General features: G+C 63.0%; 15 protein-coding genes. 3 read left to right on the top strand and 12 right to left on the bottom strand.

The features are described 5' to 3' along the window. Positions 1 to 16 precede the first annotated feature (16 nt). The 12 genes from ACSFC5_RS00455 to ACSFC5_RS00400 all read right to left on the bottom strand — a co-directional run bounded on the left by ACSFC5_RS00455 (position 17) and on the right by ACSFC5_RS00400 (position 12,258). A complete protein-coding gene (locus ACSFC5_RS00455) occupies positions 17 to 1,021 on the bottom strand; it encodes a PhoU domain-containing protein (RefSeq protein WP_440763314.1) in 1,005 nt (334 codons plus the stop codon). Positions 1,022 to 1,026: 5 nt separating this feature from the next. Continuing rightward, the gene (gene phoU, locus ACSFC5_RS00450; protein WP_440763313.1) at positions 1,027 to 1,704 is read right to left on the bottom strand and encodes a phosphate signaling complex protein PhoU; all 678 of its coding nucleotides are present in this window, start codon (positions 1,702 to 1,704) and stop codon (positions 1,027 to 1,029) included. A 16-nt stretch (positions 1,705 to 1,720) separates the two neighbouring features. Then, the gene (pstB, locus tag ACSFC5_RS00445; RefSeq protein WP_440763312.1) at positions 1,721 to 2,674 is read right to left on the bottom strand and encodes a phosphate ABC transporter ATP-binding protein PstB; all 954 of its coding nucleotides are present in this window, start codon (positions 2,672 to 2,674) and stop codon (positions 1,721 to 1,723) included. Between the two features lie 2 nt (positions 2,675 to 2,676). Then, positions 2,677 to 4,401, bottom strand: coding sequence for a phosphate ABC transporter permease PstA (gene pstA, locus ACSFC5_RS00440; RefSeq protein ID WP_440763311.1), 1,725 nt, complete (start codon positions 4,399 to 4,401; stop codon positions 2,677 to 2,679). A 52-nt stretch (positions 4,402 to 4,453) separates the two neighbouring features. Continuing rightward, complete coding sequence (pstC, locus tag ACSFC5_RS00435; protein ID WP_440763310.1) at positions 4,454 to 5,395, bottom strand: phosphate ABC transporter permease subunit PstC; 942 nt, start codon at positions 5,393 to 5,395, stop codon at positions 4,454 to 4,456. Positions 5,396 to 5,459: 64 nt separating this feature from the next. Then, positions 5,460 to 6,434: a PstS family phosphate ABC transporter substrate-binding protein gene (locus tag ACSFC5_RS00430; RefSeq protein WP_440763309.1), complete on the bottom strand. Its 975-nt coding sequence runs from the start codon at positions 6,432 to 6,434 to the stop codon at positions 5,460 to 5,462. Positions 6,435 to 6,837: 403 nt separating this feature from the next. Continuing rightward, positions 6,838 to 7,845, bottom strand: coding sequence for a PhoU domain-containing protein (locus tag ACSFC5_RS00425; protein ID WP_440763308.1), 1,008 nt, complete (start codon positions 7,843 to 7,845; stop codon positions 6,838 to 6,840). A 5-nt stretch (positions 7,846 to 7,850) separates the two neighbouring features. Next, the gene (gene phoU / locus ACSFC5_RS00420; protein ID WP_440763307.1) at positions 7,851 to 8,528 is read right to left on the bottom strand and encodes a phosphate signaling complex protein PhoU; all 678 of its coding nucleotides are present in this window, start codon (positions 8,526 to 8,528) and stop codon (positions 7,851 to 7,853) included. A gap of 2 nt (positions 8,529 to 8,530) precedes the next feature. Then, entirely contained in the window at positions 8,531 to 9,364 is an 834-nt protein-coding gene (pstB, locus tag ACSFC5_RS00415) for a phosphate ABC transporter ATP-binding protein PstB (RefSeq protein ID WP_440763306.1), read from the bottom strand. Position 9,365: 1 nt separating this feature from the next. Beyond that, the gene (gene pstA, locus ACSFC5_RS00410) at positions 9,366 to 10,268 is read right to left on the bottom strand and encodes a phosphate ABC transporter permease PstA (protein WP_440763305.1); all 903 of its coding nucleotides are present in this window, start codon (positions 10,266 to 10,268) and stop codon (positions 9,366 to 9,368) included. Further along, entirely contained in the window at positions 10,268 to 11,272 is a 1,005-nt protein-coding gene (gene pstC, locus ACSFC5_RS00405) for a phosphate ABC transporter permease subunit PstC (protein ID WP_440763304.1), read from the bottom strand. Before pstC (ACSFC5_RS00405) ends, pstA (ACSFC5_RS00410) begins: the two co-directional genes overlap by 1 nt. A gap of 14 nt (positions 11,273 to 11,286) precedes the next feature. Next, on the bottom strand, positions 11,287 to 12,258 hold the full coding sequence (locus tag ACSFC5_RS00400) for a PstS family phosphate ABC transporter substrate-binding protein (protein WP_440763303.1): 972 nt from the start codon (positions 12,256 to 12,258) through the stop codon (positions 11,287 to 11,289). A gap of 349 nt (positions 12,259 to 12,607) precedes the next feature. Between ACSFC5_RS00400 and ACSFC5_RS00395 the strand changes: the two genes are divergently transcribed. The 3 genes from ACSFC5_RS00395 (at position 12,608) to ACSFC5_RS00385 (ending at position 14,757) form a co-directional block, all read left to right on the top strand. Continuing rightward, positions 12,608 to 12,955, top strand: coding sequence for a DUF7471 family protein (locus ACSFC5_RS00395; protein ID WP_440763302.1), 348 nt, complete (start codon positions 12,608 to 12,610; stop codon positions 12,953 to 12,955). Further along, a complete protein-coding gene (locus ACSFC5_RS00390; RefSeq protein WP_440763301.1) occupies positions 12,948 to 13,460 on the top strand; it encodes a winged helix-turn-helix transcriptional regulator in 513 nt (170 codons plus the stop codon). Before ACSFC5_RS00395 ends, ACSFC5_RS00390 begins: the two co-directional genes overlap by 8 nt. Positions 13,461 to 13,761: 301 nt before the next feature. Next, complete coding sequence (locus ACSFC5_RS00385; protein WP_440763300.1) at positions 13,762 to 14,757, top strand: PhoU domain-containing protein; 996 nt, start codon at positions 13,762 to 13,764, stop codon at positions 14,755 to 14,757. Positions 14,758 to 14,763 lie beyond the last annotated feature (6 nt).

The following is a 14,763-nucleotide window of genomic DNA, read 5'->3' as shown; positions in this document are numbered from 1 at the left end:
TCGCCATGCCGATACGTCACGACTCGAGTCCCGTTTCGATCCCGATTTCGGCGGTCGTGACGCCGATCTCGGCCAGCTGCCGGAAGCTCGCGAGAAGTGGACTGTACAGACACGCGCCGGTTCCACAGCGATCGTATACTCGCTGGGTGAGCTCCTCGAGTTCGTCGGTTACGGCGGCGTAGATGTCGCTCGCAGCCTCGATCTCGCCCGCGAGCGCGGATTCGACGAGCCGGCGGATATCGGACGTGACGGAGTCGATTCCGTCCCGAAGCGCCTCGTCGGGCGGCCCGGGCTGGTCCAGCGCGACGGCGGCGATTCGGCCCGCGTGATCGGCGAATCGCTCGAGCTGGCGCGCCGTCCGGTACTCGCGGAAGGCGACCGTTCGATCGCTCCCCAGTCGGCCGATGTCCCGGACGTCCTCGAGCCCGCGGTGAAAGCCCCGACTCACGAACGCGAACAGCCGGTCGACGTCGTCGTCCCGGCTCCGGACTCGCCGCGCGAGCTCGTCGTCGTCACGCAGGAGCGCCTCGAGCGCGTCGTCGTACAGTTCGAGCGCGAGCTGGCGCGCCTGGGCGACCGTCTGTGGGAGCGAGACCTGACCGGTGTCGAGCAGGTTCGCGACGGTGAGGCGGTCGTCGGTCGTCTCCTGGATTTCGATGCCGATGAGCCGGCCGACGGCTCGTTCGAGCTCCCGCCGCGTGTCGGTCTCGAGGTCGTCCACTCCCGTGACGGTGATTCGGTCGTAACCCGTCGCGTACGCCGCCCGAACCCGTTGCAACAGCGTTCGTCCGTCGCCGGCCGCCGCGTCGATCGTTACCGATCGATCCCGCCTCGAGACGTGTTCCGGAGCTGCGATAACCCGGTCGTCGTGGGGATAGAGGTACATCGACACGCCGGACTCGAGACCCTGCTCGAGCGCCCACTCCTTCGGAAGCGAGACGACGAACGTGGAGTTGCCGGTCAGCTGGACCTTTCGCTCGACGGGCTCGAACGAGTCGTCGGAGACGGAGTGCCGGCTCATCGGATTCAGTAGATCAGCTCGTCGTCGTTTTCAACCATGTACAGCGTTCGTGCGGCGATGTTGACCGCGTGGTCGCCGACGCGTTCGAGATCGCGGACCGTCAGCAACATCCGCGAGACGTCCTCCAGGAGCGCGTCGTTGCCGAGTTCGGCGGCGGTCGTCGTCTCGAACTCGAGGAGGTCCCGGACGACGGCTTCGCTCGCTCCCTCGCAGAGCGCGTCGATCTCGTCGTCCATCGCCGCGATGTCGTGTGGCGTCGCAGCGTCGTCGTCCGCGTACGCCTCCATTGCCGTTTCGACCATCTCGATGGTCTGGGTGCCGATGTAGCCGATGTCGATTTCGGAGTAGCGCTCCCGTTCGGCCTGGTGGGTGTACTCCCCGAGATTGACCGCCAGATCGCCGATCCGCTCGAGATCGGTGATGATCTTGAACGACGCGGCGACGAACCGCAGGTCGCCGGCGACGGGTTGCTGGAGCGCGAACAGTTCGATGCACTGCTGTTCGATGTCGAGGTACAGTTCGTTGACCTCGTGGTCGCCCGCGATGATCTCCTCGGCCAGCGCGTCGTCTTTCGTCTCGAGGGCCTCGAGCGCCTGCCGAAGCCGCCGACAGACGAGGTCGCTCATCTCGAGGACGGCCTCGCGCAGTTCCACAAGCTGTCGCTGGTACTCGTTTCGTGACATGGCTGTTGTGAGTTCGTTATCCGAATTTGCCGGTGATGTAGTCCTCGACGCGGTCGTGATCGGGGTTCTCGAAGATTTTCGCGGTGTCGTCGTACTCGACGAGTTTCCCGCCGGTGAGGAAGACGGCCGTTCTGTCGGAGATTCGGGCCGCCTGCTGCATGTTGTGGGTGACGATGACGACGGTGTAATCGCGGGCCAGGTCGGCGATCAAATCCTCGACCTTCGAGGTCGCGACGGGGTCGAGCGCCGACGCGGGTTCGTCCATCAAGATCACGTCGGGGTCGGTGGCGATCGCTCGGGCGATACAGAGCCGCTGTTGCTGGCCGCCCGAGAGGTCGAGGCCGCTCGAGTCCAGTTGGTCTTCGACCTCCTCGAGCAAGGCTGCTCGCTCGAGAGCGGTGTGAACTCGTTCGTCGACGTCGTCGTCGATCCCCTGGACCTCGAGACCGAAGGCGACGTTATCGTACACCGACTTCGGGAACGGATTGGGCTGTTGGAACACCATCCCGATCTTGCGGCGCAGGGCGACGGGATCGACGTCCTCGTCGTAGACGTTCTTGCCGTCGAAACTGATCTCGCCGTCGATACGGCAGCTGTCGATCCGGTCGTTCATCCGGTTGATACAGCGCAGAAACGTCGACTTCCCGCAGCCGGAGGGACCGATCAGCGCGGTCACGCTGCGCTCGGGAATCGCCAAGTCGACGCCCTGCAACGCGCGGTCGTCGCCGTAGTAGACGTCGAGATCCGTCGCCTCGACGATCGGGTCCGTCACCCTCGAGCCACCGGGTCCTGCGGCCGACTCCGGTGTCGTTTCGTTGCTCGGTCTCGGTGATGTTTCGCCGCTCGGTCCCGGTGACGCCTCGCCGCTCGAGACCGCGTCGTCTCGCGTGGCGATGTCGATACCGGCCGTCTCGGTCGCGGCCTCTCCTGTCGTCGGATCGTCGGGCGTGGATGGATCGTTTCGGGTCATCGTTATCGGTTCTGGGTTCGCTGATAGCGATTTCTGAGGACGATCGCGGTCGCGTTCATCGTCAGGAGTACGGCGAGCAACGTGACGACGCCCGCCGCGAGCACGCCGTACCGGAAGTCGACTCCGATCTGCGTCGACCAGGTGTAGATCTGTCGCGACATCGCCCCGGTTCGACTCGTAAAGGAGTTCGGAGAGGTTCGAACGACGGCCGCGACACCGATCATCAGCAAGGGTGCCGTCTCACCGATCGCACGGCCCAGCGCGAGAATCGTTCCGGTGAGGATTCCGGGAACCGCTTCCGGGAGAACGACGCTTCGAACGGTCTGCCATTTCGTCGCACCCATGCCGTAGGCGGCGTTTCGCCGGGAGTCCGGGACCGCACGGATCGCCTCCTGAGCTGAGATGATCACGATCGGGAGAATCAACAGTCCGATGGTGAAGCCGCCGACGAGGGCCGTCCCGCTTCCCATGCCGATCGTCCTGATAAAGATCGCGAGTCCGAGGACGCCGTAGACGACCGACGGGACGCCGGCGAGGTTCGCGATGTTGATCTCGATGAGCTCGACTACCTTGCTCATGCGCCCCTGTGTCGGCGCGTATTCCTCGAGGTAGATCGCCGCACTGACGCCGATCGGAAACGCCGAGACGATGATCACGACCAGAATGAGGATACTACCGACGAGGGCGGGATATATTCCGGCCTCGGTCGGGTCGGTGTTGTGTGGGCTCGTGAGAAACGACCAATTGAGCCAGGCATCCGGCCCGGCGACGCCGAGCGTTCCCGCAAGTGTCCACAGGAGGGCGAATCCGGCCGCGACGACGACGGGGAACGCGAGTCCGATCGTCCCGTCACCGTGCCGGAAGACGTGTTCGGCGTACAGCCCTGAGGCACCGACGACGACGGGAACGAAGACGAGCCACGTCATCGGCGTTACCCCCACCGCCGGCGCGAGAGCGAGGCCAAGCACGGAGAGACCGACCGTTGCGCCGAACGCGACCGCACCGTCTCGGTCGCTCTCGCGAACGCGACGAATGTGCCACCCGATCGCGGCCGCGATCGGGACCGCGAACGTGCCGAGCAGGATGAGTCCCGGCGTCGGGAGGACCGGTAACGACAGTATCAGCCCTCGAACGCTCGGCGCCAGTTCCGGTATCGAGACGGCGACGTGGAACAGCTCCTGCCCGAGGAGGGGCGTCCGAATCGGATAGTCGACGCTGATCCCGGGGATTCCGACTACGGCGAGCAACGGCACCACCACGACGACGGCCAGTCGCTCGAGAACGGCGTCGGGCCGGAGCCGACCGTGGCCTTCGACGACGGCGGCCGCGACTAGTAACGAAAGCACCAGCGCGAGCCACTCGTGGGGCGTGATGATGTGAGCGTAGACGATCCAGATGCCGCCCGCCGCGAGCGCCGTGACGAGCGGGATGCCGAGTGCCGTGTAAGCGACCTGTCCGGCCTGCGGTGCGGTGCGGTAGACGTACGCGGCGAACGCGACGGCCGGAGCGATCACGGCCAATCCGAACAGGGCCATCCACGCTGGATCGGCCGTCAACGGCTGAAGCGCGTCGTTCGCGACGTACAGCAGGAACACGAGCATCAGACCGAGTGCGAGTAGCGTCGCACCCAGACAGGCCCACTTGAACAGTGTGCCCCGCGTTCGGCCGATCTGCCCGTTGGCACCGAACCAATCGCCGGTAGTCGACGGCGTGGTCCGTCCCGCCATTAGCTGTCCACCTCCGCTCGTCTCGCGCGTTTCGTTGCGTGTACGGTCATCGTTACTGGTACTCCTCGCGGTATCGCGCCGCGATGCGGTTGCTCAACAGATTCATCAGGAAGGTGATCGCGAACAGCGTCAACCCGATGGCGAACATGCTGTAGAACTCCGCCGACGCGCCGGTCGCGTCGCTCGTCACCGCGTGGACCATCGCCGCGGTCATCGTTTGGCCGGAGTTCGCGAGGTTCTCGAACGGGTTGGTCACGTTCAGCAGCCGGGCCTGCATCCCCCCGGCCATCACGACGATCATCGTCTCGCCGATCGCCCGGGAGATGGCCAGAATGTACGACGAGAAGATCCCCGATACCGCGGCGGGGATCACGACTTTCGTCGAAACTTCGAACTTCGTGGCGCCGAGGCCGTACCCCGCTTGCCGAAGTTCGTCCGGGACGGCACTCATCGCGTCTTCGGAGAGCGACGAGACCATCGGGACGATCAGGATACCGACCATTATCGACGCGCTCAACAGGTTGAACGTGCCGATCGGGACGCCGACCCCGCGAAGCCACGGGGTGAGATACACCAGCGCGAGATAGCCGTAAACGACCGTCGGGATCCCGGCGAGGATCTCGAGCGCCGGCTTCAGTATCGAGCGCATTCGGGTACTGGCGTACTCCGAAAGGTAGACTGCGGCGGCGGTGCCGATCGGGATCGCGATCAGCGCCGAAACAGCGGTCACGATCAGCGTCGAACTCACGAGCGGGAGGATCCCGAACGTGTCGGTTCTCGAGTTCCACTCCATTCCGGTCAGGAAGGAGAGGACCTCGACCTCGTCGAAGCCGAAGAACGTGACCGTGTCGTAGGCGAGCGTCCCGAGAATACTCAGCGTGACCAGTACTGTCAGCGCCGTACACGAAAACAACAGCCAGCGGTACAGCCGCTCTTTGGTGTCGCGGCTGGTGCGTGCCCGCGTCAGTGAGGCGGTTACCGATTCTTTGCTCATAGGTATGATAAATTAGTGTTCGTTCTGGTGGCCGGTCGCGTTCTGACGACCGCGGTAGTGGTGCTTACGCGAGGTCCTCGAGCGTCGAGAGGTTCTCGTCGCGGACGTCCTCGTTCGCCGGGACGTAACCGATCTCGTCGGCGATGAAGCTCTCGCTCGAGCCTTCGAGGTAGAACTCGAGGAAGTTGTAGACCGGTTCGCGCTGGACGGATTCCTCGCTGGCGTAGATGAACAGTGGCCGGGCCATCGGGTACTCGCCGGCCTGTGCGGCCTCGAGGCTCGGCTCGCCGCAGTCGTCGTCCTCGGACGCTTTGACCTCGAGGGCCTTGATCGCGTCCTGGTTCTCCTGGTAGTACGCGTAGCCGAAGTAGCCGATCGCGTGGGGGTTGTCCTGGAGCCCCTGGACGATCAGATTGTCGTCCTCGGTCGGCTCGTAGTCGTCGCGGTGGTTGCCCGCCTCGCCGACGACGTTCTCGGTGAACCAGTCGAAGGTGCCGGAGGTCGTGTCGGGACCGAACAGTTCGAACTCCTCGTCCGGCCAGTCGTCGTTGACGTCGGCCCACGTCTCCGCGCCGTCTTCCTCCCAGATCTGGGCCATCTCGTCGAAGGACATGCAGTCGACCCAGTCGTTGTCGGGGCTGACGGCCATCGTCAGGGCGTCGCCGGCGACCTGGAACTCGACCGGCGTCACGTCGTTGTCGAGACAGCTGGACTCCTCCTCGTCCTTGATGGGGCGCGACGCGCCGTTGATGTCGGAGTCACCCGGGCAGAAGTGATTCTCGAAGCCGCCGCCGCTGCCGGTCGAGTCGACCGTGACGTTGATATCCGGATTCTCGTCCATGAACCGCTGGGCCATCTCGTCGGAGACGGGGAAGACGGTACTCGAGCCGGTGATAATCACTTCACCAGCGTTGTCGCCGTCACCACCGTTGGTCTCCGAACACCCGGCGAGCGCGAGCGCTCCGGCGGCCCCGGTTGTCGCGAGGAAGCCGCGTCTCGACGTCGATCCACCCAGCCATCCGAATTTCTTGTCGGCCATCACGTGGACAATCAGACGGGTACTAAAAATACGATGCTATGATTTCTATATATCCGAACATACCTATATATCCAGAAACGTCGGTATTCTTCTCATCCCCACTTATGGCCTCAAGCGGCCGTTATCTCCGTATAAGCTTTCGAATACCGTTCGAATAATCCCGAGACAGTCAGATGATTCGATTACGACGGCGCAGTCTATATTGACGTCACCTGTTCGCTGAGTGATATCCGAACGAGCGATCCGTCGGCGGTATCGACTACGGAACCAGTGGGTGGACAGTTCGCCTCACTCGAGGAAAACGAATCGCCGAGTAGAATATGCTCGGCGTTGATCTCGTATCGAACAGCAACACCTGCAGACGACGCGCGGGTCCGTCTCTCCGAAGATCGTCTCGAGGACGCTACTCGTCGTCGCTCTCCGAGTCGGTCGTCGCGTCGACGAGAGTCATTCCGATCGCTGCGGTTCGCCGGAGTCGTTCGAGCACCGTTCCGTACAGATACGCCTCGGAATCGCCGCGTTCGTACAGTCGACGGTCGAGACGATCGATCGACTCGCGAGCGGACGAACAGGACTCGCTGGCCCGTTCTCCCTCGCCCGCGAGCGCCCGTTCGACGACGGTACGCACGTCGGCACCGGTCGCCTCGAGGCGGTCGGCGAGCGCCCCGTCCGGTCGACCGGACTGTCGGTCAGCCACCGCGGCGATTCCGCCCGCGTTATCGGCGACGCGCTCGAGTTGGCGAGCGATTCGGTAGTCGCGAAACGCGGACGAGCGATCGGTGCCGTAGTTGGAAACTTCGGCGACGTCTTCGAGTCCGCGGTGAAAGCCGCGGCTCACGAGCGCGAACAGTCGATCGACGTCGTCGTGCTGTTCGATCACCTGGGTTCCGAGCCTCGCGTCGTCGGTACGGACGGCATCGATCGCGCTATCGTGCATCTCGAGGGTGAGTCGCCGCGCCTGTGCGGTCACCTGTGGGAGCGAGACGTCGGTCGCGTCGAGGAGGGTCTCGGCGGTAATTCGCTCGTCCGTGGCTTCGAAGATTTCCATGCCGATCAGGTGGCCGATCGACGCCTCGAGGGAGCGTCGCGTCCGCTCGTCGACGGCGCCGATCCCGACGATCGTAATCCGGTCCGCGCCGCCCGTGTACGCGGCTCGAACGCGTCGCAACAGGTGTTCGTCGGTCACCGCACCAGCATCGATTACCGTCGCTCGCTCGCGAGACGAAACCGGCTTCGCCGCGGCGATCAGTCGATCCTCGCGTGGATACAGGTACATCGGCTCACCCGATTCGAGTCCCTGTGCCGTCGCCCACCGTTTCGGGAGCGAGACGACGAACGTCGAGTTACCCGCGAATTGGACGTTTCGTTCGACGGCCTCGTGCGGTTCGTCAGAGAAAGGGTCCCGACTCATCGCTCTCAGTAGATCAGTTCGTCGTCGTTGTCGACCATGAACAGCGTCCTCGCGGCGACGTTGACCGCGTGGTCGCCGACGCGCTCTACGTCGCGGATCGTCAGGAGGATCCGCCGGACGTCCTCGAGCAACGCGTCCTCGTCGATTCCGACGGGCGATGCCGTCTCTCCCTCGAGAAGGCTCCGAACAACCATTTCGCTGGCGTTCGCACAGAGCTCGTCGATTTCATCGTCGGTCGCGGCGATCTCGCGGGTCGCGGCGGCGTGGTCGGTCTCGTAGGCACTCATCGCCGATTCGACCATCTCGACGGTCCGCTCGCCGATATACCCGACGTCGACGTCGGCGTAGCGGTCGCGTTCCGCCCGGAGGGCGTACTCGGCGAGATTGACCGCGAGGTCGCCGATGCGCTCGAGGTCGGTGACGATCTTGAACGATGCGGCGACGAATCGGAGGTCACTCGCGACGGGCTGCTGGAGGGCGAACAGATCGATACACTGCCCTTCGAGCTCGAGGTACAGCTCGTTGATCTCGTCGTCGCCGGCGACGATCGCCTCGGCGAGGTCGTCGTCTTTGGTTTCGAGGGCTTCGAGCGCCCGTCGAAGGCGCTGGCAAACCAGCGCGCTCATCTCGAGGACGTCCTCGCGGAGGGCCTCGAGCGCCTGCTGGTACTCGTTTCGAGCCATGGTTAGCCGAACTTGCCGGTGATGTAGTCCTCGACGCGGTCGTCGTCGGGGTCTTCAAAGATCTTCGCGGTGTCCTCGAATTCGACGAGCTCGCCGCCCGTGAGGAAGACGGCGGTCTTGTCGGAGATTCTCGCGGCCTGTTGCATGTTGTGCGTGACGATGACGACCGTGTACTCCTCGACGAGGTCGTGGATGAGATCCTCGATCTTCGATGCCGCGACGGGATCGAGCGCCGATGTCGGCTCGTCCATCAGGAGCACCTCCGGGTCGGGAGCGATCGCACGAGCGATACAGAGCCGCTGTTGCTGGCCACCCGAGAGGTCCAGTCCCGAGGAGTCGAGTTTGTCTTTCACTTCGTCCCAGAGAGCCGCACTGCGCAGGGCCTGCTCGACGGCTTCGTCGAGATCGACCTCGTCGTCTTTCCCCTGCACGCGCAGCCCGTAGGCGACGTTTTCGTAGATCGACTTCGGGAACGGGTTCGGCTTCTGAAACACCTGGCCGATCTTGCGTCGCAGGGCGACGGGATCGACGTACTCGTCGTAAATGTTCGCCTCGTGGAAGTAGAGGTCCCCCTCGATGCGGGCCGCGTCGATGCTGTCGTTCATCCGGTTGATGCAGCGCAGGAACGTCGACTTCCCACAGCCCGAGGGACCGATGATCGCGGTCACCTTGTGTTCGGGAATTTCGATAGAGACGTCGGATAGCGCCCGATCGTCGCCGTAGTAGACGTCGAGATTCTGTGCCTCGAGGACGGTTGCGTCGGGCCGACTCGATCGGTTCGTCTCCTCGGTCTGTACCTCGGTCGTGATCAGTGAGTCGTCGTTCCGTGTTTCCATGTTAGACCTCCGTTTCGTATCGGTTTCGCAGGTAGATCGCGATCCCGTTCATGCCGAGCAGGACGATTAGCAGGACGACGATTCCGAGCGCCGCGAGGGCGTGGAAGTGTGCGTCGAACTCGAATGCCCACTCGAAGATCGTGACCGTCATCGCGGTGATCCGGTCGAACGGTCCCCACGGGACGTGGCGCGCACCGACGAGCGCACCGACCATGAGCAGCGGTGCCGTCTCGCCGATTGCACGGGCCAACGCCAGAATCGTCCCGGTCAGAATTCCCGGCAGCGCGGCCGGCAGAACGACGCGGCGAACCGTCTGCCACTTGGTCGCGCCGATCGCCTGCGAGCCGTTTCGGACGCTATCCGGAACCGAACGGAGCGCTTCCATCGCGGAAACGATGATGATCGGCATCACGAGCAACGCGAGCGCGACCGCACCGACCAGAATGATTCGTGCCAGGCCGATGTTGTTGACCAGCAGTCCGAGGACTACCAGTCCGTAGACGACCGACGGAACGCCGGCCAGGTTCGCGAGATTCGCATCGATCAGGCGGGTCACCCGGTTGTCGGGTGCGAACTCGACGAGGTAGATCGCCGTTCCGACGCCGATCCCGAACGCGAACACCGCGGTAAAGAACACCAGCAGGACCGATCCGACGACCGCAGCCAACAGTCCTGCCTGTGAGGGGATCGTCGAGCCGGGAGTCGTAAGGAAGTTTACGATGTCGATGTCGTACTCGACGATCCCGTAGACTGCCTCCCAGATGATGTCGCCGATGAGAAACGCCAGCGTGATCAGCCCGAAGACCGAGGCACCGAAGCAGATCGTCAGGAACACTCGGTTTTTCAGATGCTCTCTCGAGAGGTCGCTCTCGGCCAGTGGGTTCCGATTCGTATCAGCAGCCATTAGATGTACTCCTCCCTGAATCGGCGCTTCATGTGGTTGTTGATCAGGTTCAGTACCAGCGTGACCACGAACAACAGCAGGCCGACCGCGAACAGGCTTTGGTACGATACGGTCCCGAGCATCGATTCTCCCTGTGACTGAGTGACCATGAACGCCGTCATCGTCTGGATTTCCTCGAACGGGTTCGCCGTGATTTGCGGCGTGAACCCGGCTGCGAGGACGACCGCCATCGTCTCGCCGATGGCTCGAGAGATCGCGAGAATATACGACGCGAAGACGCCGGAGATCGACGCCGGAAACACGACCTGCGTCGAGACGTTATACTTCGTCGCGCCCAGGGCGTACGCGCCGTTTCGAAGCTCGTCGGGTACTGAGTTCATCGCGTCTTCGCTGATCGAGGCGACGATCGGGATCGTCAGAATCCCGACCACGATACAGCCGGCTGCGGCGTTAGCGACGCCCGCCCGGTAGCCGAAGAGCCCCGCGAGGGGCTGGATGAAGTGAGGCGTGATGAACGAAATCGCGAAGAACCCGTAGACGATCGTCGGGATCCCCGCGAGGATCTCGAGCCCCGGCTTGAGATATTTCCGGACGCCCTGGCTGGCGTACTCTGAGAGGTAGATCGCCGTCAGCGTCCCGATCGGGATCGCGACGAACGCGGCGCCGATGGTGACGTACAGCGTCCCGGTCAGCAGCGGCAGGATCCCGTACCGCGGATCGATGGCGTGATTCGGTCGCCACTGGGTGTCCGTGAGGAATTCGATGAAGCCGACTCGCTGGACGATATCGGCGCCCGTGAGGAGTCCGAGGACGATGCCGGTCAGTTTCCGGTTGAAGAAAAACTGCGTTGCCTCGTTCAACAGGACGCCGAAAATGGCGAGCGTCGTGAGGATCGTGATCGAGACGCAGCCGAACAGCAGGCCGCGAGCGAGCGTGTTTCGTCGGTGATCCTCGGCGACGCTCTCTCCGTCGAGGCGCAGTTCGGAGTTCGTTTCCGTACTCATTCTGGATCCTCGTCTCAGTCAGCGATTTCGTCGAGTTTGTCGTGGTTCTCGTCGAGTTCGTCTTGCGTTGCGCCGAAGAACCCTGCGTTCGGTGCAATCTCCTGTACGTTGTCGAAGTAAAACCGTGCGAAGTCGTAGACGACGTCGCGTTCGAACGACTCGTTGTTGACGAAGATGAACAGCGGCCGAGTCAGCGGCGTGTAGTTCCCGTCGGTGATGTTCTCGTCGGACGGTCCGTAGGCCTCGTCCTCGCCGCGGTCCTGAATCGCGGCAGCGTCGACGCGATCCTGGTTCTCTACATAGTAGCTGTGGCCACCGAATCCGATCGCGTACTCGCTGCCCGCGACGCCGTCGACGACGGCAGCCGTCTCGGCGCGTGCGGAGTAATCCGTTCGGACGTTACCGGCCTCACCGGTGAGCGCTTCCGTGAAGTAATCGAACGTCCCGGAGTCGCTGTCACGACCCCAGATGTCGATCTCTTCATCGGGCCAGTCGCTACGGACGTCGCTCCAGGTCTCGACCTCGGACTCGAACTCGTAGATAGCCTCGAGTTCGTCGACAGTGAGGTAGTCGACGAAGTCGTTGTCGGGGTTGAGGTAGACGACGAGTCCGTCCTGCCCGACGGCAAAGCGCGTGAACTCAATGTCGTTGTCGTCTGCGCGGTCCTGCTCGTCCGCCGCGATATCCCGGCTCGCGTTCTGAATGTCGGTGTCGCCCTGGGTAAACTCCTCGAATCCGGCACCGGTGCCGGGACCCCGGACGTTGACGACTGCGTCGTCGTGTTCGTTCTCGAACTCCTCGCCGACGGCTTCGGTCAGTGGTCGGACGGTGTTCGATCCCGACGCTTCGATCGAATTCTCACTGTCGCCACCCGTCAGCTGACTGCAACCAGCCACCGCCGCGATGCCCGCTGCACCAGTTCCAGCGATGAACGTTCGTCGTGAGGTCAACCCAATTCCACCGGTTTCGGACTGTCTGTCCGTCATCACCTGATCGGTGGTACGTTCCCTATAAAGAGGATTCTAATACCTATATATTCCAATGGGTTACTCAATAGTGCTCTCCAGAGCGGGCTGTACCGAATCGGATCGTCGCGAATACGCCCGGTTATGTACCGATAAATTACCACTTTGATAATAGCTGATATCGACTATAGCGACCTCTATCGCACTAGAAGCGAATGATGCATCCATATAGTAATTTGGGTGAGGTGAATTTCGTTTTCGAGAATTGATATTGAACGACCGATTCATGATGGTTGCGATCGGAGATCCGACGTCTCGCGGACGCTAACACAATAGATATCTTTTCGTACGCTCGGTCGAATACGAAGGTATGGCTATCCCGGAACTCGAGGCGATAGTCGACGGAATCTCGGCCGTTCCACCCGAGTACGTTATCATCGTCTCCCTCGAGACCGTCGCCTCGATCGCGATCCTCGCGGTGTCGCTGGCGTTGTTCGTTCGACGGAGGCAGACGTCGTATCTGTTAGTTACGGCCGCGTTCTCGACGCTGGTGGTTCGAAGCGTCCTGGGACTCCTCACGGTGTTCGGACTACTCGCGATCGACAGCCACCACGTCCTCGAGCACGGCTTAGACGTCTTGCTGGTCGGACTCCTCTTTCTGGCAGTGATCGTCGCCCAGCGAAGCGACTACACGAGCTCGAGGCGAACTCATGAGTGAACACCGATTGAAGATCGCCAGGCACGTCCACCACCGGCCGGGCGTCCACTTCAACGGACTCGTCCGCGACCTCGAGCTGACGCCGGCGACCGTCAGGGACGCACTCGACGACCTGCTCGACCAGGAGACGATTACGGTCGAAGAGCTCACCGGTCGTACCCACTACTATCCGCCGTCCTACGACGACTGGGAACGACGCGCGCTCGCGGCGTTTCACCGCGAAACCGCCCGCGAAATTCTGGTCTACCTGTACGAACACGGCGAGTCCCGGCCGGACGACGTCACGGCGGCACTCGACATCGTACGCAGCACCCTCGAGTGGCACCTGGAGTCGCTGCTCGAGTGGGACCTGGTCGAGAAGCGACGCGACGGGGCCCGCGTCACGCTCGAACTCGCGAGCCCCGAGGAGACCGTCGAACTGCTCGCCATCGTCGAACCCGACGCGACCGACCGATTCCTCGATCGGGCGTCTCGGCTGCTCGATCGCTTCCTCGAGGGTGGGTAGTACCGCTGTCAGCGACGCGAACGGTACGTGTCGGCGTCGACCGGCACCGGTAAATGCGGACGACGCTTCAGCCAGTTGGTCCGAAGCGGCCGGTTCGTCCGACGACGATTCGAGAGATTGCAGGGGGTTTCCGACGCGGCCTATATAGCTCTACATACTAGTACTGACTGGTGCATACCCATCTATTCCCTTATGTGCCCTAACTTCCGCTCAATAGCACCTCATACGGCAGAACGTCAGATATCGAGATTGCTCTATAGACTCGGGTAGATTTATGTTCCTGCTATAGCAATCGCGTAGTATGGAGACCCGAAAGGTCCAGGTGACTGGTGGCTCGACGTATACGGTGTCGCTCCCGAAGGGCTGGGCGACGGAAAACGGTATCAGCAGCGGATCGACCGTCGAAATCTACTCCGAGGACGACACGCTGCTCATCACGCCCCAGCGGGACACCAACCATCACGAGGGCACGCTCGAGGTCGCCACGCTCGAGGACGAACAGCTGATTCGGGCCGTCCTGACGATGTACGTCAGCGGCTTCGACATCATTCGCCTCGAGGCGAATCGGATTACGACGGAACAACGGCGGGCGATTCGCAGCGCCGTGCAGGGACTCGTCGGCGTCGAAGTGGTCGAGGAGGGAAGCGACTCCGTCGTCGTCCAGGACCTCCTCGACTCCTCGGAGCTGTCGATCGTCAACGCCGTCAGCCGGATGCGGCTGATCGCCACCTCGATGCTCGAGGACGCCGTCACCGCGCTCGTCGAGAACGACGACGATATCGCACAGGACGTGATCGAGCGCGACGACGACGTCGATCGGCTCTTCCTCGTCGTCTCCCGGATCTTCCGGGCGACGCTCCGGTCGCCCCGCGCCGCCGAAGGACTCGGCGTCTCCCGAGAGGACTGCTTCGACTTCCACTCGAGTGCGCGTCAACTCGAACGGGTGGCCGACCACGCCGTCAAGATCAGCCAGCTCGCGCGCAAACTCGAGGAGATCCCGGCGGACGTCGCCGACGCGCTGCTCGAGTTACACGCCGACGCGTCGACGATCCTCGAGCAGTCGATGGACGCGCTCTTCGCCGAGGAGAGCGACGAGGCGACGAAGCTGGGCCACGAGGCGCTCGAATCCGTCCTCGAGATCGACGAACACACCCGGACGATCGACGACATGCTTCGGGAACTCGATCCCGTGCAGGCCCAGTCGCTCGGCTTGATCCTCGATTCGCTCTCCCGAAGCGCCGACTACGGCGGCAACGTCGCCGAGACGGCGCTGCAGAAGGCTGCACCGCGACCGTAACGATTG

It is taken from the genome of Natronorubrum marinum (assembly GCF_052040125.1).
GTDB lineage: Archaea > Halobacteriota > Halobacteria > Halobacteriales > Natrialbaceae > Natronorubrum.
Note: the sequence above shows the minus strand (reverse complement) of the source record. Positions and strands in the feature narration are given on the sequence as shown.